At 72.0% G+C, this 20,470-nt stretch carries 16 protein-coding genes; 6 read left to right on the top strand and 10 right to left on the bottom strand.

Annotation, left to right across the window (positions count from 1 at the left end):
* Positions 1-203: 203 nt before the first annotated feature.
* Positions 204-836 (bottom strand): uracil phosphoribosyltransferase, encoded by a 633-nt coding sequence (gene upp / locus ACWEOZ_RS07135; protein WP_451909829.1) that lies wholly within the window; start codon positions 834-836, stop codon positions 204-206.
* Between the two features lie 62 nt (positions 837-898).
* Between upp and deoC the strand changes: the two genes are divergently transcribed.
* From deoC to ACWEOZ_RS07110, 5 genes are all read left to right on the top strand, one after another.
* Positions 899-1,849: a deoxyribose-phosphate aldolase gene (deoC, locus tag ACWEOZ_RS07130; protein ID WP_451909828.1), complete on the top strand. Its 951-nt coding sequence runs from the start codon at positions 899-901 to the stop codon at positions 1,847-1,849.
* Positions 1,850-1,853: 4 nt separating this feature from the next.
* Positions 1,854-3,287 (top strand): aldehyde dehydrogenase family protein, encoded by a 1,434-nt coding sequence (locus ACWEOZ_RS07125; protein WP_451909827.1) that lies wholly within the window; start codon positions 1,854-1,856, stop codon positions 3,285-3,287.
* A 226-nt stretch (positions 3,288-3,513) separates the two neighbouring features.
* Complete coding sequence (locus tag ACWEOZ_RS07120) at positions 3,514-4,308, top strand: aldehyde dehydrogenase family protein (protein WP_451909958.1); 795 nt, start codon at positions 3,514-3,516, stop codon at positions 4,306-4,308.
* Positions 4,309-4,400: 92 nt separating this feature from the next.
* Positions 4,401-5,321: a DNA primase gene (locus ACWEOZ_RS07115; RefSeq protein ID WP_451909826.1), complete on the top strand. Its 921-nt coding sequence runs from the start codon at positions 4,401-4,403 to the stop codon at positions 5,319-5,321.
* Positions 5,322-5,345: 24 nt separating this feature from the next.
* The gene (locus ACWEOZ_RS07110; protein ID WP_451909825.1) at positions 5,346-7,697 is read left to right on the top strand and encodes a transposase; all 2,352 of its coding nucleotides are present in this window, start codon (positions 5,346-5,348) and stop codon (positions 7,695-7,697) included.
* A 1,262-nt stretch (positions 7,698-8,959) separates the two neighbouring features.
* On the opposite strand, the gene ACWEOZ_RS07105 is transcribed toward ACWEOZ_RS07110, so the two are convergent.
* The 5 genes from ACWEOZ_RS07105 to ACWEOZ_RS07085 all read right to left on the bottom strand — a co-directional run bounded on the left by ACWEOZ_RS07105 (position 8,960) and on the right by ACWEOZ_RS07085 (position 15,632).
* The gene (locus tag ACWEOZ_RS07105; protein WP_451909957.1) at positions 8,960-9,547 is read right to left on the bottom strand and encodes a GTP-binding protein; all 588 of its coding nucleotides are present in this window, start codon (positions 9,545-9,547) and stop codon (positions 8,960-8,962) included.
* 1 nt (position 9,548) lies between these two features.
* The gene (locus ACWEOZ_RS07100; RefSeq protein WP_184998576.1) at positions 9,549-9,923 is read right to left on the bottom strand and encodes a DUF742 domain-containing protein; all 375 of its coding nucleotides are present in this window, start codon (positions 9,921-9,923) and stop codon (positions 9,549-9,551) included.
* Between the two features lie 92 nt (positions 9,924-10,015).
* Positions 10,016-10,420, bottom strand: coding sequence for a roadblock/LC7 domain-containing protein (locus tag ACWEOZ_RS07095; protein ID WP_014447580.1), 405 nt, complete (start codon positions 10,418-10,420; stop codon positions 10,016-10,018).
* Positions 10,417-14,118 carry a sensor histidine kinase gene (locus ACWEOZ_RS07090; RefSeq protein WP_451909824.1) on the bottom strand — a complete coding sequence of 1,234 codons (3,702 nt, stop codon included), beginning with the start codon at positions 14,116-14,118 and terminating at the stop codon, positions 10,417-10,419. The genes ACWEOZ_RS07095 and ACWEOZ_RS07090 overlap by 4 nt, the downstream gene beginning before the upstream one ends.
* Before the next feature lie 446 nt (positions 14,119-14,564).
* Positions 14,565-15,632, bottom strand: coding sequence for an adenosine deaminase (locus ACWEOZ_RS07085; protein WP_451909823.1), 1,068 nt, complete (start codon positions 15,630-15,632; stop codon positions 14,565-14,567).
* A gap of 26 nt (positions 15,633-15,658) precedes the next feature.
* Here ACWEOZ_RS07085 and ACWEOZ_RS07080 point away from each other — a divergent pair, with 26 nt between their 5' ends.
* A complete protein-coding gene (locus tag ACWEOZ_RS07080) occupies positions 15,659-16,468 on the top strand; it encodes a putative RNA methyltransferase (RefSeq protein WP_451909822.1) in 810 nt (269 codons plus the stop codon).
* Positions 16,469-16,471: 3 nt separating this feature from the next.
* On the opposite strand, the gene ACWEOZ_RS07075 is transcribed toward ACWEOZ_RS07080, so the two are convergent.
* From ACWEOZ_RS07075 to ACWEOZ_RS07060, 4 genes are read right to left on the bottom strand one after another with little or no spacing between them, the layout of a single operon-like run.
* A complete protein-coding gene (locus ACWEOZ_RS07075) occupies positions 16,472-17,149 on the bottom strand; it encodes a DUF4272 domain-containing protein (RefSeq protein ID WP_451909821.1) in 678 nt (225 codons plus the stop codon).
* Positions 17,150-17,155: 6 nt separating this feature from the next.
* Positions 17,156-18,433 carry a thymidine phosphorylase gene (locus ACWEOZ_RS07070; protein ID WP_451909820.1) on the bottom strand — a complete coding sequence of 426 codons (1,278 nt, stop codon included), beginning with the start codon at positions 18,431-18,433 and terminating at the stop codon, positions 17,156-17,158.
* On the bottom strand, positions 18,430-19,143 hold the full coding sequence (locus ACWEOZ_RS07065) for a cytidine deaminase (protein WP_451909819.1): 714 nt from the start codon (positions 19,141-19,143) through the stop codon (positions 18,430-18,432). The genes ACWEOZ_RS07070 and ACWEOZ_RS07065 overlap by 4 nt, the downstream gene beginning before the upstream one ends.
* A gap of 57 nt (positions 19,144-19,200) precedes the next feature.
* Positions 19,201-20,469, bottom strand: coding sequence for an ABC transporter permease (locus ACWEOZ_RS07060; protein WP_451909818.1), 1,269 nt, complete (start codon positions 20,467-20,469; stop codon positions 19,201-19,203).
* Position 20,470 lies beyond the last annotated feature (1 nt).

Raw genomic sequence — 20,470 nt, 5'->3', positions numbered from 1 at the left:
CTTACCGAGACGTGAGATCGCCTACCGTACGCATCGGCCGCAACCATCACTGACGTGCCATAGGGCTACCAGAAACGCCCCGCGCTTGTCACTTTCCGTGAGCCGTTTCGCAGTTCGTCCGGGGAAATCCCCACCGTATGTCTCGCGCTGTGATCCGTCCCCCACGCCGCGCTACCGGCGGCGTTCATCAGGATTTCATCCCTTCAGAACCGCGGCATGCCGCCGAACTGACGGTCGCCCGCGTCACCGAGGCCGGGGACGATGTACATCTTCTCGTTGAGGCCCTCGTCGATCGACGCGGTGACCAGCCGCAGCGGCAGGCCGGAAGCGCGCAGCCGCTCGATGCCCTCCGGGGCGGCGAGCACGCAGCAGACGATGACGTCGGTGCAGCCCCGGTCGACCAGCAGCTGGCAGCAGTGCACCAGGGAGCCGCCGGTGGCGAGCATCGGGTCGAGCACGAGCACGGGCAGCCCGGCGAGGTCGCCGGGCAGCGACTCCATGTAGGCGCGCGGCTCGTAGGTGGCCTCGTCGCGGGCCAGGCCCACGAAGCCCATCGACGACTCGGGCAGCAGCGCCAGGGCGGCGTCGGCCATGCCCAGGCCGGCCCGCAGCACCGGCACGATCAGCGGCGGGTTGGCCAGCCGGGTGCCCTGGGTCGGCGCCACCGGGGTGCTGACCGGGAACTGCTCGACGGCGAAGGTGCGGGCGGCCTCGTACACGACCATGGTGGTCAGCTCGTGCAGGGCGGCGCGGAAGGCTCCGGAGTCGCTCTGCGCGTCACGCATGACGGTGAGTCGGGACTGGGCCAACGGATGATCAACGACGAGTACGTCCACGCCGATCAACCTACCGGGGTTCTCCAAGATCAACTGTCGGCGGGCCGCGTAGAATCCCTCTCATGACTGCGACAGCGACGTCGAGGCTGCCTCACATGTCCGGTTCCGCCTTCAACCTCCGGTCTTTCCTGCACGGACTGCCCGGGGTCGACAAGGTCGGCGTCGAGGCACGGGCGGCCGCCCTCGGCACCCGGTCGGTGAAGACCACCGCGAAGGCGAAGGCGATCGACCTGGCCATCCGGATGGTCGACCTGACCACCCTCGAGGGCGCGGACACCCCCGGCAAGGTCCGGGCCCTGTCGGCCAAGGCGCTGCGCCCCGACCCCTCGGACCCCACCTGCCCCAGCGTGGCCGCCGTCTGCGTCTACCCGGCCATGGTCCCGGTCGCGGCCGAGGTGCTGGCCGGCTCCGGCGTGCACCTGGCCAGCGTGGCCACGGCGTTCCCGTCCGGGCAGGCCCCGCTCGACGTCAAGCTGGCCGACACCCGCGACGCCGTCGCCGGCGGCGCCGACGAGATCGACATGGTGATCAGCCGGGGCGCCTTCCTGTCCGGTCGCTACGACTTCGTGTACGAGGAGATCGTCGCGGTCAAGGAAGCCTGCGGGCCCGCCCACCTCAAGGTGATCCTCGAGACCGGGGAGCTGGGGACGTACGACAACGTGCGCCGCGCCTCCTGGCTGGCCATGCTGGCCGGCGCCGACTTCATCAAGACCTCCACCGGCAAGGTGCCCGTGGCCGCGACGCTGCCGGTGACGCTGGTCATGCTCGAAGCGGTCCGGGACTTCCGGGCGCAGACCGGGCGCCAGGTCGGCGTCAAGCCCGCCGGCGGCATCCGCACCACCAAGGACGCCATCAAATACCTGGTGCTGATCAACGAGACGGCCGGCGACGACTGGCTCGACCCGGACTGGTTCCGCTTCGGCGCCTCCTCGCTGCTCAACGACCTGCTGATGCAGCGGACCAAGCTCACGACCGGCCACTACGCCGGCCCGGACTACTTCACGCTGGACTGAGGCCATGTCTTTCCTGCAGTACGCGCCCGCCCCCGAGTCCCGCTCGGTGGTCGACATCGCACCCTCCTACGGGCTGTTCATCGACGGCGCCTTCGTGCCCGCCTCGGCCTCCGGCGGGGTCTTCAAGACCGTCAACCCGGCCTCCGAGGAGGTCCTCGCCGAGGTCGCCTCGGCCGGCGCCGAGGACGTCGACCGGGCAGTCGCCGCCGCCCGCCGCGCCTTCGGCCCCTGGTCGGCCCTGCCCGGCGCCGAACGCGCCAAGTACCTCTTCCGGATCGCCCGCATCGTCCAGGAACGCTCCCGCGAGCTGGCCGTGCTGGAGTCCCTGGACAACGGCAAGCCGATCCGCGAATCCCGCGACGTCGACGTGCCCCTGGTCGCCGCGCACTTCTTCTATTACGCGGGCTGGGCCGACAAGCTCAAGTACGCCGGCTTCGGCTCCGACCCCCGGCCGCTGGGCGTCGCCGCGCAGGTCATCCCCTGGAACTTCCCGCTGCTGATGCTGGCCTGGAAGATCGCGCCCGCGCTGGCCGCGGGCAACACCGTCGTGCTGAAGCCGGCCGAGACCACGCCGCTGTCCGCCCTCTTCTTCGCCGACATCTGCCAGCAGGCCGAGCTGCCGCCGGGCGTCGTCAACATCATCACCGGCGCCGGCGAGACCGGCCGCACCCTGGTCGAGCACCCCGGCGTCGACAAGGTCGCCTTCACCGGCTCGACCGAGGTCGGCCGGCAGATCGCCCGGTCGGTCGCCGGCACCAGCAAGCGCCTGACCCTCGAGCTGGGCGGCAAGGCGGCCAACATCGTCTTCGACGACGCGCCCATCGACCAGGCGGTCGAAGGCATCGTCAACGGCATCTTCTTCAACCAGGGGCACGTCTGCTGCGCCGGGTCGCGGCTGCTGGTCCAGGAGTCCGCGTACGACGAGGTGCTCACCGCCCTCAAACGCCGGATGGCGACGCTGCGGGTCGGTGACCCGCTGGACAAGAACACGGACGTCGGCGCGATCAACTCGGCGGCGCAGCTCGCCCGCATCCGCGAGCTCTCCGACGTCGGCGCCGCCGAAGGGGCCGAGCGCTGGTCACCGCCGTGCGAGCTGCCGGCCCAGGGCTTCTGGTTCGCCCCGACGATCTTCACGGGGGTCACCCAGGCGCACCGGATCGCCCGCGAGGAGATCTTCGGACCGGTGCTGTCGGTGCTGACCTTCCGCACCCCGGACGAGGCGATCGAAAAGGCCAACAACACGCCGTACGGTCTGTCGGCCGGCATCTGGACCGACAAGGGCTCACTGATCCTGGCGATGGCCGACAAGCTCCGCGCCGGCGTGGTCTGGGCCAACACGTTCAACAAGTTCGACCCGACGTCGCCGTTCGGCGGCTACAAGGAGTCCGGTTACGGCCGCGAGGGCGGCCGGCACGGCCTGGAGGCGTACCTTGCCTAAGTCCCCGTCCCCCGCCAAGGCAGCGTCCCGCGCCAAGGGCGACCGCGCCGCCGCCCGGGTCAAGGGCGATCCTGTCGCCGCCGGCGATCTTGTCGCTGCTCCGGCCGAGGGCGGCTCGGCCGCTTCCTCTCACCAGGGCGATCCGGCCGCCACCTCCGCCGCCGCGAGCGGCCGCGCCGCCGCGCCTGCCGAGACCGGGCGTGCTGCCCGGGGTGGTCGGCTCGCAGTGCGCAAGACCTACAAGCTGTACATCGGCGGGGCTTTTCCGCGCAGCGAATCAGGACGGACCTATCTCGTGGACGGCGACAACGTGGCCCTCGCCTCCCGCAAGGACGCCCGCGACGCCGTCGTGGCCGCCCGCAAGGCGCAGCCGAAGTGGGCCGGCGCCACCGCCTACAACCGCGGTCAGGTGCTCTACCGGATCGCCGAGATGGTCGAGGCACGCCGCGACGAGTTCATCGCGCTGGGCGTCGCGGCCGGCGAGCTCGACGCGGCCGTCGACCGCTGGGTCTGGTACGCGGGCTGGTCCGACAAGATCGCCCAGGTGCACGGCAGCGCCAACCCGGTCGCCGGCCCGTACTTCAACATCTCCGCGCCGGAGCCCACGGGCGTTGTCGGTGTCGTCGCCCCGGCCTCGTTCCTCGGGCTGGTCAGCGTCATCGCACCGGCGATCGTCACCGGCAACACGGTCGTGGTGCTCGCCGCCGCGCCGCAGGTCGCCGTCACCCTCGCCGAGGTGCTGGCCACCTCCGACGTCCCGGGCGGGGTGGTGAACATTCTCACCGGCCACGCCGCCGAGACCGCGCCCTGGCTCGCCTCGCACGACGACGTCAACGCGCTCGATCTCACCGGCGTGGCCGACCCGGAGCTCGCCACCGAGCTGGAGCGGTCCGCCGCTGGCAACCTCAAGCGGGTCGTCCGCCCGCCGGCCGACACGCCCGACTTCACCGCCGATCCGGGACTGCGGCCGATGACGGCGCTGCTGGAGACCAAGACGGTCTGGCATCCGAAGGGTTTCTGACCTCGGTCGGTCTCCTTTCAGGACCGCACACTAAGGTGTGTGCCCAGACTCACCCGTCCGAACAGCTCGCTTGAACCAACCCGGAGGTCACCGTGACCAGCCAGTCGCCCGAAGAGGGCTCGACGGTCAAGGAGGAGAAGGCCGTCGTCAAGGACGGGCTCTCCGGCCGTGAGCTGTGGGACGAGGTACGAATCTCGCCCGTCGAGATCGCCATGCCGGGCGGCGTGGGGCTGACGCTGCGGGCGTACCGGCTCGCCTCGGAGCTCACGCCGACCGAGATCGAGACCGACGAGGACGACCCGTTCGACGCCCGGGAGCGTGCGGCCGCGGCCCGCGCGGCCGAGGAGGACGGCGTCATCGTCGACGACGAGTTCGCCGCCCTGGTCGCCGAGGGTGACGCGGGCACGAAGTCGGAGCGCAAGTCCGACGGCACGGTCACCACCGAGGACGGCGAGGTCGTGGCCGAGCCCGACCCGGCCGACTTCGCCGACGAGCCGGAAGAGGCCGCTGAGGCCGAGGAGGAGGACGAAGAGGTCCCCATCTTCCTGAGCCACCGCGGCAAGCTGCTCACCTTCAAGACCCCGGAGTCGCTGGTCTCCTTCATTCGTTCGGGTGCACCGCACGACCTGGCCCAGCTCGACACGTGGCCGACCGTCGTGGAACGGGTACAGTCGAGCGACATCGACCCGGCGCAGGACGATCGCTACGAGCTGGACCTCGTGGTGGAGAACCTGCGCGGTGGTCACGACACGTGGGATCTGCCGCTGCTCATCGCCGCCGGCGAGGTGGCCCGAGACCTGGGCCACGCCCTGCGCCTCAAGCCCGTGATCCTGGCCCTGGCGCCGGGATCGCCGCTCGACGACCTGGACGAGTCTCTCCGGTCGGCCGAGAGTGGCGGAATGGGCGGTTTCTTCGGACGGCGCAAGCTGCGTAAAATCGGGGCGCAACAGGCGAGTCTGGGTTGGCGCTCGATTATCGGCAAGATCTCTGCCGCTGTGGACTGGCGCGACTGACCCCTCAACAGGGACCATCAGTCCTTGGCCGAATACAGCACTCCCGGGGAGGAGGACGACGCCGTGGCGCTCGTGCGCGTGTACTGCGGTCTGGCGTCGGCTGATGAGACGGTGCGGACGGCCTCGGCCGGCTCGCAACTGACCATCGCCGTGGTGGACGACACGGGAAGGCTGCTCGGCGTCCACGAGATCAGCGACGACCCGGGGGGCTATGCCCAGCTCGGCACGCTGCTCGTGGAACGGACGAGTGGCTTCGCGGACGCCGCGGTCGCCGCCGACAGCGACGACCACATGGTCACGTCGCTGCTGACCGCAGCCGGCCGTCCCCTCGCCGTCGCCGACGACGACTCAGCCGACGACTTCGCCGAACGGTTCGCCGACGACGACTCCGCCGAGGAGATGTCCGCCTCACCGGCGGCCCGTCGCGCCGTGGGCCTCGCCCGCGCGCTGCAGGCCGGAGCCCTCACGGCCGCCACCATCCCGGCGCCGCGCGAGCTGGTCAGCTACAAGCCGGTGCTCGCTGCCCACGTCGCGATGCTCAACGGCCGGCACGCCGCTGCCACGTCGCTGCGCGAGGTGCTGCGCGAGCTGTATCCGGCGGCGCTGCGGGCGTACCCGGATCCGGCCCATCCCCTGGCCCTCGCGGTGCTGGACGCGCTGCCGGAGCCCGGCCGCCTCACCGGCCGCGGTCACGACAGTGACCAGGTCGCCGAAGACGTGGCAGCGGAGCTGACCCGCGCCGGCGCCGGCACCGACGACCAGGTCGTCGCCGCTGTCACCGCGCTCGTCGTGGCGATCAGCGAATCCCCCCGCCGAGGCGGGATCAACAAATCTCTGTCGTCGGCTGCGGCCGACACCGTGCGGCACGCGATCGGCGCTGTCCGGTCCTGCGACTCCGCCTGCGAGGCCATGGTCGGCACCCTCGTCGCCCGCGTGACCCCGCAGTCGCTGAGCGGCAGCCCCGGCCGCCGCCAGGCCGGTTCCCGCCGGGCCGCCGAGCCCGCCGCCAACCAGCGCACCGCCGAGACCGGCACCCGCGTGCCCCGCCCGATGGACACCGGCACCCGCCTGCCCCGTCCGGTGGACACCGGCACCCGGATGCCCCGTCCCGCCGCCGCTGCCGACACGGGCACCCGCCTGCGTCCGGCCGAGACCGGCACCCGGCTGGGTCGCCGCAACCGTCCTGAGCCGGCCGCGGCGAGCCACGCTCCCGCGATGCCGCGCCCGCTGACCAGCCCGCCCGTCGCGCCCGAGCCGGTCATGCCGCCGCCGCTCGCGCCGCGTCCGGTCACCCCGCCGCCGGTTGCTCCGGCTGCCGCGTCGGGTCTGCCCAGCCGCACCCCCGATCCGGGCCCGGCCAGCCGGCCCGTCTCGGTCCCGCCGCCCCCGCCGGGCATGACGCCGATCGTCCCGGGCTCGCGCCCGTCGTCGGTGCCGCCGGCGGACAGCGGCCAGCCGTTCCGCCCGACGCTGACCAACGCGGCGATGAGCAGCGCCCGCGCCGAACGCCAGCGCACGGTCATCCCGCCCCGGGCCAACACCCGGAACGGACAGCCGGCCGCGAACGGTGCGACGGACTATTCGCTGCCGATGCCGGCCCAGCGCTCGACGCAGGAGACCCCGGAGCCCGGGTCCCGTGCCAACTGGCCGCTGTTGAACACCAGCGACGAGGCACCGGCCACGCCGCCGCCGGCCGCGGTGAGCAGCCCGCCGTCGGACGGACGGGTGCGCCCGCCGTGGCAGGACATGCCGCAGGAGCCGCCGTCCCTGCGCCTGGTGGAGTCGGTCCTCAACGGCCTGACCAACACCCCGGCCGACGTGACGGCGATCACCGAGCCCCCGCCGCTGCGCCTGGTCGACGACCGCGGCGGCCGCAACGGCCGAGCGGCAGCCCGCCGCACGACCCTGACGGCCCTGGACCGCAGCACCTCACCCCCGGTCCCGGCCGAAGGCGACGGCGACCTGCTGATCTTCGCGGCGGCCCGGTCGGCCTGGTTCACGGGCCACGACGAGGAAGCCTCGACCAACCTGGACTGGACGAACCCGTCCGACACAGGCTGGCGCGCGGCGGAAAAGGCAGCAACGCCGTCGGTGGCGGCCGAGACGTCAGCCGGCCTGCCGAAGCGGGTCCCGCAGGCCAACCTGGTCCCGGGCTCGCCCCTGCGGGAAGAGCGCCCACTCCGCATCGTCCGCGACGCGGCGAGCATCGCGGCGCACACCACGGGCTACTTCCGCGGGTGGCGTCGCGGGCAGGAGATCGGCGGCTACGCGATCGGCGGCCGCCCGGGCCGGGAAGCGGCGGGCGGCTGGGACTTCAGCCGTGACGGCGGTGCTCAGCAGGAGGACTTCCGCAACGCGGGGTATCGCAGCAGCTGACCTAACGCTTTGACGGAACGGCCACGCCCTCATGCGGGGGTGTGGCCGTTCTCTTTTGTGGACGCTTTGCGTCGTGGGAGCTGGCGCTGGTGCTGCCGCCCGGGCACCTGGACCACCACGATCAAGGGTCGATAGCGGGAGCTTCGGCGGGGCCGCTCGGTGGGCGCATTTCGCGACAAGGCTCAGTACCCGAACGCCTGCGGCGAGGGGCACGAGGAGGCCGGGCTCGGTCGGAGTTGTGGGCACGCTGTTCCGGGAGGGGCAAACTCGTTGTGCTGGCGGTTTGCGGGAGGGCGAGCTCGTTTTCCAGCAGGGGAGCTTCGCGCTGGGGTGGCGTGAGCAGTCTGCAGCGGCTGAGCAGTCCGCGAGCGGCTGTGCAATCCGCGGGGCCGACCCCCGCGAACGGCCGGGCTCCCCGAACAGCCGGCCGACCGTGAGCCGCACGGCCCGCGTCGGCGCGGGATGGCGTGGGTCGGCGTGGGTCGGCGTGGGTCGGCGCGGGTCGGCGCGGGTCGGCGTAGGTCGGGCAACGTCGCACAGCTCGGACCACGGAGTCTCGTCCGGCCGCTCTCCGCGCCGTAGAGGGCCGCCGAGCTGGCTTGGGTTGGGGCCAGCAGGCCGATAGGGGCCAGCAGGCCGATAGGGGCCAGCAGGCCGATAGGGGCCAGCAGGCCGATAGGGGCCGGGCTGGCCCGGTAGGCAGGCAGCAGCGGGTCGTGCAGGCACGGTGGCCTGGCGGGCCGGTAAGGCTGGACAGGCCGAGAGCGGGCCGGGCACGCCGGTCACCTGCAGGTTGACTGCACCGACCCGGTCTGCCGGTGCGAGCGGCAGAGGTGCCTGGAGGCGGGCAGGCCGGGCCAGGCCGGGCCGGGTCAGGCCGGGTCAGGCCGGGCCGGGTCAGGCCGGGCCGGGTCAGGCCAGGCCGGGTCAGGCAGGCCGGGCCGAGCTAGCCGTAGGCGGCAGCGGACCGGGCGGGCTGGGAGCGGGCCAGGTCAGGCCGGGCAGGCCCGGCAGGACGAGCCGGTAGGGCCGAGCTGGCCGTAGGCGGCAGCGGACCGGGCGGGCTGGGAACGGGCCGGACACGCCGGGGAGCGGGCGGGGCAGGCCGGAAACGGACTGGCCCGGAGATGCCGGAAGCGAGCGGGACCGGACAGGCCGGAAGCGAGCCTACCGAGGGGCCGAAGGCCACCAGCTGCCGCAAAACCGCTGCGGGCATGCAAAAGTCCCGCTCTGTCGAGCAGAGCGGGACCTTCAGCAGCCTGTCAGGCCGGCGCTACCGCACGCGAGCGACGCATAGTCAGCACATACTCGACCAGCGAGATCAGTACGTTCTTCGTCGACTCACGGTTACGGGCGTCGCAGCTCACCACCGGCACGTCGCTGGAGATCGCGAGCGCGTCGCGAACGTCCTGGGCGTTGTGGTACTGCATACCGTCGAAGCAGTTTATGGCGACCAGGTACGGCAGCCGTCGGTGCTCGAAGAAGTCGATGGCGGCGAAGCAGTCGGCGAGCCGACGCGTGTCCACCATGACCACCGCACCGATGGCTCCCCTGACCAGTTCGTCCCACATGAACCAGAACCGCGTCTGGCCAGGCGTGCCGAACAGGTAGAGGATCAGATCCCGGTCGATGCTGATCCGGCCGAAGTCCATTGCCACCGTGGTCGTCGTCTTACCCGGCACCTGCCGGTTGTCGTCGACACCAACACCGGCGGAGGTCATGATCGCCTCGGTGGTCAGCGGGGTGATCTCAGAGACCGACCCCACCAGCGTCGTCCTACCGACGCCGAAACCACCGGCGATGACAATCTTCGCCGATGTCACACGCCCGGCGGCCGGCCGGCGCGACATGTCAGAGCCTGCGAAGTCCACTCAGCACCCTTTCCAGCAGTTCCGTACCCACCGCATCGGACTCATCATCAAGCGATGTCGGCTCGTACACCGCGACCAGGCCATCGGTGGCCATGTCCGCGACGATCACTCGAGCCACCCCGAGCGGCAGTTGCATGCGTGCGGCGATCTCGGCCAGCGACTGCACTCTGCCGCCGTCGCACATCGCCGCGATGTACTGGTGTTCGCTCCCGCCCCTGCCCGCTCCGGTGGAACGGCCACGCACGGTGGTCTCGACGAGCGCTTCCAGCGCGATTTCCAGCTTCGGCCGGGTCCGGCCACGGGTCACGGCGTACGGTCTGACCAGTGCTCCGGTCGGCTCATCGCGTTCGGGCATCGTCACCGCTCACCCCATCCCTTGGCCCATAGAAGTGTCTCGTGTTGTCAAGCTTTTGGACAGATGCCGACCGGAGCCGACAATGCATCCGTTCAGCCGAGCACCCCGGCGGCGGAGCGCGGCGCGGGCGTGAGCGCCTCGCCGACCCGGTCGACCAGGAGCGCCATCTCGTAGCCCACCTGACCGACGTCGCAGCTGCGGGCTGCGAGCACGGCGAACGACGAACCGTCGGAGATCGACATCAGGAAGAGGAACCCGTTGTCCATCTCGACGACCGTCTGCAGCACCGCACCACCCTCGAAGCACCGCGCGGCGCCCTGAGTGAGGCTGACCAGGCCGGAGGCGATGGCCGCCAGCTGGTCGGCGCGGTCACGCGGAAGGTCCCTGGAGGCCGCGAGAAGCAGACCGTCGGCGGAAACCGCGATCGCGTGCGCCACTCCGGGAACGCGGTCGGCAAAGTTGGCGAGCAGCCAACCCAGATCCTGCGTACTTGTCATGCCTCATGCTCCTTGCCAGCCTGCGAGGACTGCTGCCCTCCCGGAGTCTCCTCCGGGTTGGTCGAATTTTCCTTCGTGCGACCCCGCTGCACCCCGCGATGGTAAGCGGACAGGAGCCCGCGAACCGCCTCGGGTGTGCGGCGTTGTACGGAGGTCTCGGCCCGGTCGACGCCACCCGGCACGAGCTGTGCCATCGGCGTGCGGCGCGGCAGACCTGCCGTCGTCGTGGTGTCGACCGGCATCTCGGCCGCCTTGCGGGCGGCCTGCCAGCCGTCGTCCGCGGCGGTCTGCCACGGGCTCGAGACGGCGCCGTTCAGTGAGCTGTTGCCGTTTCCGTTCGCTGCGACCGCGCCGACCGGGGCCGGCTCTCGGTCTCCGCGGGACTCCGGGGAGGCCTGCTGCGGCACCCCGACCGAGCGCGCCGGTTCCCCGGTGGAGAAGCGCTGGGTGGTGACCACCGAGTCGGCGTTGTCGTCGTTCGACGGCGCCGGGGTGGCGGCGGGGGCCTGCTTCGCGGGCTCGCTGGGCCGGGCCGTGGTGAACCAGGCCGACTCGAGCTCGCGGAAGATCGGCAGTTCCATGGTCTCGTCGGCGAACTGCGCCGGCGTCTCCCCGGACTGTCGCTGACGCGCCGCGGCCTGGGCGGCGGCGATCTGCGCGGCGGCGGTCGCCTGAGCGGCGGCTGCCTGCGCGGTCGCTGCCTCGTGGGCGGCTGCGGCGGCCGCGGCCGACCGTTCCGCCTCGGACTGCGGCGTGGCGTTCTGCGGGTTGGTCGGGCGGGCAACCTGGGGCTGCGAGCTCGAGGCACCGCGGTCGGAGCGGTAGCGGGGCAGCTCCGCCGTCATGTCCAGGGCGGCCGCGAGGCTCTCCGGGACGTGCGGGGCGCTGCTGCTGCCGGACTCGCGCTCCGCGCTGACCGGCGGCCAGGCGGGCGGGGCCGGAGCGGCCGACTGCGGCGCGGGCGGCGCCGAGCTGGGCCTGTTCTGGCCGGGCTGCTGACCCTGGTACGGCGGTGCGGAAGCCGGCGGGGCCGACGACACGGGCGGCGCGGAGACCGGCCGGCCAGCACCGTACGGCGGGGCGGACGGCACCGGCGGCGCGGACACCGGCGGGACCGGGGGCGCGGAGACCGGCGGCACGAACGTGTTGCGACCCTGCGACTCCGGGTTGGCCGGCAGCTGACGCGGGATGGTGTGGCCGTACGAGCCGGTGTCCTCCGGCCGGTAGGCGTCACCGTTGCGGCGCTGCGGCAGCCCGTCGGGACCGCTGAAGCCCTGCGGGCCGGCCGGCGACTGCGGCCGCGGCGGGATCGGCTCGTTGCTGCGGGGGCCGTGGAAGCCGTTGGCCCCGTTTGCGCCGTTGCCGGAGCCGTTGGCACCGCCGAAGCCGTTGCTCGGGCCGCCGAAGCCGTTGCTGGGGCCACCGAAGCCGTTGCTCGGACCGCCGAAGCCGTTGCCGTTGCCGGCGGGCTCGAAGCCGTTCGAGGGGGCGCCGGTCAGATCCGACCAGGCCGGGACCGAACGGTTGCCGTTGCCACCGGCACCGAGCATGCCACCGGCGGGCATCGGCGGGTTGGGGTCGAACGGGCGCCCGGTGGGGTAGCCACCGCGGCCGTTGGAGCTGCTCTCGAGGGCCAGCGGCGGCTCGGTGAACGCGTTGCGCGCCGGCTGGTCGAACGAGTTGGAGCCGGGCTGCTGGCGGGCCACCGCCGAGGCGGAGACCATGACGCTGGCCGGCAGGCCCACGTCGGCGACCGTGCCGCGCTCGGTGTCGGCCGGGCGCAGCTCGACCTTGACGCCGTGCCGGTTGGCCAGGCGGGCGACCACGACCAGGCCCATCATCCGGGAGACGGCCACATCCACCATCGGCGGCTGGGCGAGCCGCTCGTTGAGGTCGCGCAGCTGCTCGCGGCTGATGCCGATGCCGCGGTCCTCGACCGAGAGCACCGCGCCGTCGCCCAGGCGCCGGGCCTCGACGATGACGTGCGAGTTCGGCGGGGAGAACGCGGTCGCGTTGTCGAAGAGCTCGGCGACCAGGTGGACCATGTCGTTGACCGCGTGCGCGGACACCTCGATGTCCCGGTCGATCATGCCGAACTCGATGCGGGTGTAGTGCTCGACCTCGGACTGCGCGGCGCGGAGCACGTCGATCAGGGCCGCCGGCTCCCGCTGCACACGGGTCGAGTCGGCACCGGCGAGGACCAGGAGGTTCTCGTCGTTGCGACGCATCCGGGTGGCGAGGTGGTCGAGCTGGAAGAGCTCGGCCAGGCGGTCCGGGTCCTCCTCGCCGCGTTCGAGGCGGTCGAGGTGGCCGATGAGCCGGTCGACCAGGATCTGCGAACGGCGGGCCAGGTTGACGAACATCGTCGCGACCGAGGACCGCAGGGCGGCCTGCTCGGCGGCGGTGCGGACGGCTTCGAGGTGGACCGCGTTGAACGCCTCGGTCACCTGCCCGAACTCGTCCCGGCTGCGCACCGGCAGCGGCTCGGCGACCTGGTCGGCGACCTGCGCCGGGGTCAGCGAACCGGTGAGGGCCGGATCCCGCAGCCGCTCGACCGCCTGGGGCAGGCCGAACTGGGCGACGTTCAGGGCACCCTGGCGCAGCTCGCGCAGCGAGCGCGCCATCGAGCGGGCGACCAGGGCGGCGAAGACGATGGAGAGCAGCAGCAGGCCGAGCAGGACGCTGGTCTCGACGAAGACCTGGGTCTGCACGTCGTCGCGGATGTCGGTGGCCTGCTCCACGATTTGGCTGTCGAGGCGGTTCTCGACGTTGCGGAACAGGTCGTTGTATCCCAGCATCGCCGTTTCCCACTGGGAGCGGTTGAACGGGATCGACCTGGAGTTGTTCGTGGCCAGGCCCTGCAGCGGGCCGGTGAGGTTGGTGGCGGCGCGCTTGGCCGGGCCGCTGACGACCCGATCGAAGAGTGCCTTGTCCTCGTCGGTCGCGACCTGGCGCATAGCGGCGTTGGAGATCGCGAACCCGGTGTCGGTGAGCAGGAACTTGCGCCGCAGGGGGGGCGTGAAGTCCTCGGTGCCCAGCACTTCGAGGCCGACAGCGCGCTGCTGGGAGATGTAGTCCTTGCCCCGGGCGACGGCGGCGACGACCCGCAACCGGTCGCTGAGGTTGGTGTCCTGGGCGAGCTGCGCGGACGCGTCGCGGACGTTCAGCAGGTCGTTGATCAGGGGGTCGTAATTGGCCCTGAGGTCGTCGGGACCGAAGTCGCCGTTGGCGGTGCGGCTGCGGATCGACGGCAGCTCGAGCAGGTTGCTGTCGAGCCGCTTGAGCAGGATGTCGACCTGATCCGGCACGTCGTCGAGGGCGGCCTTCTGCTGCGAGTACGGCAGCTTCGCCGCGTCCACCTTCGGGTGCTCGGCCTTGTAGGCGGAGTCCGCAGTCCTGCGCTCGGGTGTGTCCTTCTTGGTGGTCGCGATCATCACGCCGTAGGCGCGTTCGTTCTGCAGGTGATCGACAAGGCCACCGGCGGCCTGTGAGAGCACCGCCAGGGTGCGGGCGCGCTCGGCGTCACTGGCCTCGTTGATGTGGTCGATCAGGCCGCTGGTGCCGACGACGACTGTCGCCAGCGTGGGCACGAGCATGATGAGCCCGAGCTTCGACCAGATCGGCAGATCCCGCAGCCGGCCGGCCGGCCGTCCGAGACGCGACATGACAGCGTTCGCCGTCTTGGGGCGCTTGCTCACGTCACCGTCCTCCTGATTCGGACCCGGCCATCGGATCACCGGGCACCGCACACGGCCGACTCACCGGGTCGGGCCCCCGAGATTCCATCACGACGAGTGTCAAAGAGAAAGAGCAGCCTGACCCGGACCGTTTGTGTGATGCGATGTTGCGTCCGAAGAGTTGGACATCGCCGGCCAGCCATCACTGCTCGTATAAGGGCGCTTCTCTTTAAGTCACTCGCTCCGAACGGCGCCACGGGGTTCCCGCACACACCGGCCGGACCCGATCCAGCTTCGATCGGGCAGCACAGACGATTGCTCGCACGGGAGCCGACGGCAAGGCAAGATGCCGGATTGTGCAGTGTTTGAGACAGCACTCTGTCCGAAAGGATGAGGCGGCTGACCGAATCGGCAGTTTCGGGAGACGAAAGTACGGACGTGTCGCCAATGCCGCTTAAAAGCGGACTTTAGGACATCAACTTCGCGTACGCCGGCTTGATCACATCGTTGATGATCGCCAGCCGCTCGTCGTACGGGATGAACGCCGACTTCATCGCGTTGATCGTGAACCACTGCAGTTCACTCCAGCCCCACCCGAAGGCCTCGGCCAGCAGCGCCATCTCGCGCGACATCGACGTACCGCTCATCAGCCGGTTGTCGGTGTTGACGGTGACCCGGAAGCGCAGGTCGTGCAGCAGCCCGATGGGGTGCTCGGCGATCGACGGCGCCGCGCCGGTCTGCACGTTGGACGACGGGCAGAGCTCCAGCGGGATCCGCTTGTCCCGCACGTACGACGACAGCCGCCCCAGGCTGGTCCCGGTGATGTCGTCCACGATCCGCACCCCGTGGCCCAGCCGGTCGGCGCCGCACCACTGGATCGCCTGCCAGATCGACGGCAGCCCGAAGGCCTCGCCGGCGTGGATGGTGAAGTGGAAGTTCTCCCGCTGCAGGTACTCGAACGCGTCCAGGTGCCGGGTGGGCGGGAAGCCGGCCTCCGCACCGGCGATGTCGAAGCCGACCACCCCGGTGTCGCGGTAACGCACCGCCAGCTCGGCGATCTCCTGCGACCGGGCGGCGTGCCGCATCGCGGTCAGCAGCGTGCCGATCCGGATGTGGTGACCCTGGGCGGCCGCCTCGGCGCAACCCTCGCGGAATCCGGCGTGCACCGCGTCGACGACCGCGTCCAGGCTCAGCCCGCGCTCCAGGTGCTGCTCCGGGGCGTACCGGATCTCGGCGTAGACGACGCCGTCGGCGGCCAGGTCCAGCGCGCACTCCTTGGCCACCCGGTGCAGGCCCGCCTCGGTCTGCATCACCGCGACGGTGTGGGCGAAGGTCTCCAGGTAGCGTTCCAGCGACCCGGAGTCGGCCGCGGCGACGAACCAGTTCCCCAGCCGGTCCGGGTCGGTCTCGGGCAGTTCGTGCCCGATCTCGGCGGCGAGCTCCACGATCGTGGCGGGCCGCAGCCCACCGTCGAGGTGGTCGTGCAGCAGGGCCTTCGGGGCGTTGACGATGTCGGCGTGGGTGATGGCGACCATCAACAGATGCTAGAGGGAAGCAGCGGATGATCGACGGAGCATTGCCGTACCTGCGCTGCCCGGTGTGCGGCGAAGGGCTGGCCCGGCCGGACGACCAGGCCCTGCGGTGCCGCCAGGGGCACAGCTTCGACATCGCGCGGCAGGGCTACGTGAACCTGACGGCGGGCCGGTCGCCCCATCCGGGCGACTCGGCCGAGATGATCGCGGACCGGGCGGCCTTCCTGGCCGAAGGCCATTACGCCTTCATCGCCGAGGCGCTGGCCGAGACGGTACGGGCGGACGACGGCCTGGTCCTCGACGCGGGTACGGGCACCGGCGACTACCTGGCCCACGTCCTCGACGCCCTGCCGGCAGCCCAGGGCCTCGGCCTCGACGTGTCGAAACCCGCCCTGCGCCGCGCCGCTCGCGCTCATCCCCGGGCCGGCGCGGCCCTGGCCGACCTGTGGCGTCCCCTGCCGCTGGCCGATGCCTCGGTCTCGGTCCTGCTGAACGTCTTCGCCCCGCGCAACGGCCCGGAGTTCCACCGGGTCCTGCGCCGCGACGGCATGCTCCTCGTCGTCACCCCGGCCCCGGAGCACCTCCGGGAGCTGGTGACCGCCCATGGCCTGATCCAGGTCGATCCGGCCAAGGCGGACCGGGTGGCGCAGACCCTGGGCCCCGCCTTCCGCGCGGACGGCACGACCACCCATCGCCGCCGGCTCAGCCTGACCGCCTCGGAGACCCGGACCCTGATCGGTATGACCCCGAGCGCCCGCCACGTCCCCCTGGACAAGATCAGGGCAGCGGAGCAGACCGTCACCGCGGCGGTGAACCTGACCGTCTACCGCCCGGTCTAGGACCTACACGGAGAGGTCGACCTCTTCCCATTCCGGCGGCTCCTCGTGGTACGGCCCCACGAACACCACCCCCCACTCGAGCGCCCACCGGCGCTGCCCGATGGCGTTGCTGTCCATCTCCCCCGGCACCGGCACGCCGGCCTTCTCCGACTCCTGGAACGCCCAGTCCAGGCAGTAGTAGAGGTCGAGCAGCACCGCCGCCTCGATCGCGTCCCGCGGCGCCACCAGCGACCGCGACCGCCACCGGTCGAACAGCTCCCCGCCGGGCAGGTCCGGCATCTGCTGCATCAGCCTGTCCTCGGGCGGCTCGGTCGGATCGAGGTGCCGGCTCAGCCCCAGCAGCCAGGCCAGCGCGAACACCGCGTCGTGGTGCAGCACGAAAGACCGGTGGTCACCCTTGCCGCCGGCCACGAACTGCCATTCCGGCGGGGTGACGAAATCCACCAGGTGTGAGCTGAGCAGCCAGGTCATCGCCGCCTCGGTGGGCATGCCGAAGCAGCGGGCCACCACCACGTGCAGCACCGCCGCCCGGGCCTCCAGCTCGGTCGTCGGTCGCAGCTCCACGCCGTCCCCCGGCTCCCACACCAGCGGGAACGCCGGTGGCGGCAGCGGCAGGCCGAGCCGGTGCAGCTCGTCCAGGCTGGCGTCGCGCACCGCTCGGGGATCGGGGGCGGCCTTCATGACCGATCAGGCTATGCGGTCGATCAGCAGCGGCGCGGGGGCGGGCGCGCTCGGCGCGATGCGGACCGCGCCCTCGGCGGTGGCCAGCGCCGCCGGGATCCGGCCGGCGTCATCGGTACGCAGTTCCAGCAGCACGTCGCCGGCCCGTACGGTGTCCCCCGGGCGCACCTTGAGCATGATCCCGGCACCGAAGCTCACCGGGTCCTCCTTGCGGGCCCGTCCCGCGCCGAGCCGCCAGGCCGCCAGCCCCACGTCCAGCGCGTCGATGCCCGCGACCACACCGTCGGCCCCGGCCCGGAGCACCTCGGTCTCGCGGGCGGTGGGCAGCGCCGCGTCCGGATCGCCGCCCTGGGCCCGGATCATCGCCCGCCACGAGTCCATCGCGGCGCCGGACCTGAGCACCTCGGCCGGGTCGGTGTCCAGACCGGCCGCGGCGAGCATCTCCCGGGCCAGGGCCAGGGTCAGCTCCACCACGTCGGCCGGACCGCCACCGGCCAGCACCTCCAGCGACTCCTGGACCTCGACCGCGTTGCCGACGGCCAGGCCCAGCGGGGTGTTCATGTCGGTGAGCAGGGCGACCGTCCGGACGCCGTGCGCGGTGCCGAGCTCGACCATGGTCCGGGCCAGCTCGCGGGCGGTGTCCACGTCCTTCATGAACGCGCCGGTGCCGACCTTGACGTCGAGCACCAGCGCGCCGGTGCCCTCGGCGATCTTCTTGCTCATGATCGAGCTGGCGATCAGCGGGATGGCCTCGACCGTGCCGGTGACGTCGCGCAGGGCGTACAGCTTGCGGTCGGCGGGGGCGAGCCCGTCGCCGGCCGCGCAGATGACCGCACCGACGTCCTGGAGCTGGCGCACGAACTCGTCGTTGCTCAGAGCGGCCCGCCAGCCCGGGATCGACTCGAGCTTGTCGAGGGTGCCGCCGGTGTGCCCGAGCCCGCGCCCGGAGAGCTGCGGCACGGCGGCGCCGCAGGCGGCGACCAGCGGGGTGAGCGGCAACGTGATCTTGTCGCCGACGCCGCCGGTGGAGTGCTTGTCCACGGTCGGCCGGGAGACGGCCGACAGGTCCAGGCGCTCGCCGCTGGCGATCATCGCCGCGGTCCAGCGGGCGATCTCCGCGGGGTTCATCCCGCGCAGCAGGATGGCCATGGCGAGCGCGGACATCTGCTCATCGGCCACGACACCCCTGGTGTAGGCGTCCACGACCCAGTCGATCGCGGCGTCGGAGAGCACCCCGCCGTCCCGCTTGGTCCGGATGACGTCGACCGCGGCGAACTCGCTCATCGTTGCTCCCACTTGGTTCCGATGCCTTCCGGCGGCTCCCCCTCGCCGGCCCAGGACAGGCCGCCCTCGGCGTCGACGACCACGACCCTGGGGGTACGGGTGAGCCCCCAGGTCACCGCCGCACCGGCGGTCGGGAAGTTCGGTCCCTCCTCCAGGACGCCCTTCTCCGCCTCGGCCTCACCGGGGCTGCCGGCCGACCGCTCCCAGTAGCCGGTCCACACCTGCTCCCCGCCGGAGAGGTCCGGGTGCACGAAAACCGTCCCGCGGCCGCGCCACTTGGCGAGCTGGGCGGGCACGGCCGGCACCGCGGACGGCCCGGTGACCTTCTCGATGTCGTCGGGCCCGAACGCGTTCGGCAGCAGCTCCGCCATGCGCAGCGGCCGGGGCAGCGCCTCCACCAGGCAGTCGGCCCCGCCGTGCTCGTACAGCAGCTGACGGCAGCGGCCGCACGGCATCAGCGGCAGGCCGTTGGCGTCCACGCACGAGACGGCCACCAGCCGGCCCCCGCCCGTCGCGTGCAGCGAGCTGACCAGACCGCACTCGGCGCAGAGGCCGACGCCGTACGACGCGTTCTCCACGTTGCAGCCGACCACGACCCGGCCGTCGTCGACGAGCCCGGCCACCCCGACCGGGAAGTCGGAGTACGGGGCGTAGGCGCGGCGCATGGCCTCGATGGCGGCGGCCCGCAGCGAGCCCCAGTCGATCTCCATGCCGCCGATTCTGCCCCACCACCGTTCCGGCCGGTCGCGGCTCCCCTGAACGGCCGGTCAGCTCTTGATGTAGGGCTGCCCGTCGGCGGCCGGCGCGCGGACCCGGCCGACCAGCCCGGCCACCGCGATGATGGTCGCCAGGTACGGCAGCATGTTGAGGAACTGGCTCGGCACCGAGCTGCCCGCGACGCTCAGATACGTCGCCAGCTTCTGCGCGAAGCCGAAGAACAGTGCCGCTCCGAGCGCCCCGAACGGCGTCCAGCGACCGAAGATCAGTGCGGCCAGGGCGATGAAGCCGGCGCCCGCGGTCATGTTCTTGTTGAAGCTGCCCGTGGCCACCAGCGTGAAGTAGGCGCCACCGGCACCGGCGATCACGCCGCCCAGCAGCACGTTGAGGTAGCGCAGGCCGCGTACCCGGATGCCGACCGTGTCCGCCGCCGTCGGGTGCTCGCCGACCGCCCGGGTCCGCAGGCCCCAGCGGGTCCGGGTGAGCGCGAAGTGGATCACGAAGACCAGGATCAGGGCCAGCCAGACCAGCAGGTTCGTGTCGAACAGGACCGGACCGACGACCGGGATGTCGGCCAGGCCGGGGATGCGCCACTCGGGCATCCGCGGCGGCTGGTTGTACGACTGCGCGTCGGTCTGCATGAGCCGTTCGTAGAGGAAGCCGGTCATGCCCAGCGCCAGCAGGTTGAGCACGATGCCGACCACGACCTGGTCGACCAGGTAGCGGATGGCCAGCACGGCCAGGATCGCCGCGATGATCACGCCGCCGACCGCGGCGCTGAACAGGCCGACCCAGACGCTGGTCGCCATCGTGCCGACCAGGGCCGCGCCGAACGCGCCCATCAGGAACTGGCCCTCGATGGCCACGTTGACCACGCCGGAGCGTTCGCCGAGCACGCCGGCCAGGGCACCCAGCACCAGCGGGACCGCGAGCTGCAGCGTGCCGCTGGCCGTGTCGACCAGCGGCAGGAACTTGCCCGCCACCTGCCAGCACAGGAACGACAGCACGAACGCGAGGATGCCCAGGCTCAGCACGGACGTCTGGTACCGCCGGGCCAGCCCGGCCAGCAGCACCGCGCCCGCCGCCACCGCGACCAGACCGAACAGGATGGTGCCGAGCTGGCCGTTGATCGACAGCGCCGCGCCCGCGGCGTCCTCGCTCAGGGTGAACCGGGCGGTCTTCGAGGGGGCGAGCGGCCCGAAGACGGCCGTCGCGATCAGGCCGATCAGGACCACGCCGACCCCGAGCCGCCGCTGCCGGTCCCAGAACCGGGCCGGGGCCGCGGTCTGTGTCAGGTCGTCCACTGTCGCCGTCGACACC

The organism is Actinoplanes sp. NPDC004185 (genome assembly GCF_053603475.1).
Note: the sequence above shows the minus strand (reverse complement) of the source record. Positions and strands in the feature narration are given on the sequence as shown.

Coding starts and splice junctions, on each gene's coding strand:
- ACWEOZ_RS07065 (WP_451909819.1), bottom strand. CDS start 19,143: ATGGAGATCGACTGGGGCTCGCTGCGGGCCGCCGCCATCGAGGCCATG.
- ACWEOZ_RS07075 (WP_451909821.1), bottom strand. CDS start 17,149: ATGAAGGCCGCCCCCGATCCCCGAGCGGTGCGCGACGCCAGCCTGGAC.
- deoC (WP_451909828.1), top strand. CDS start 899: ATGACTGCGACAGCGACGTCGAGGCTGCCTCACATGTCCGGTTCCGCC.
- ACWEOZ_RS07080 (WP_451909822.1), top strand. CDS start 15,659: ATGATCGACGGAGCATTGCCGTACCTGCGCTGCCCGGTGTGCGGCGAA.
- ACWEOZ_RS07070 (WP_451909820.1), bottom strand. CDS start 18,433: ATGAGCGAGTTCGCCGCGGTCGACGTCATCCGGACCAAGCGGGACGGC.
- ACWEOZ_RS07125 (WP_451909827.1), top strand. CDS start 1,854: ATGTCTTTCCTGCAGTACGCGCCCGCCCCCGAGTCCCGCTCGGTGGTC.
- ACWEOZ_RS07085 (WP_451909823.1), bottom strand. CDS start 15,632: ATGGTCGCCATCACCCACGCCGACATCGTCAACGCCCCGAAGGCCCTG.
- ACWEOZ_RS07100 (WP_184998576.1), bottom strand. CDS start 9,923: ATGCCCGAACGCGATGAGCCGACCGGAGCACTGGTCAGACCGTACGCC.
- ACWEOZ_RS07105 (WP_451909957.1), bottom strand. CDS start 9,547: ATGTCGCGCCGGCCGGCCGCCGGGCGTGTGACATCGGCGAAGATTGTC.
- ACWEOZ_RS07095 (WP_014447580.1), bottom strand. CDS start 10,420: ATGACAAGTACGCAGGATCTGGGTTGGCTGCTCGCCAACTTTGCCGAC.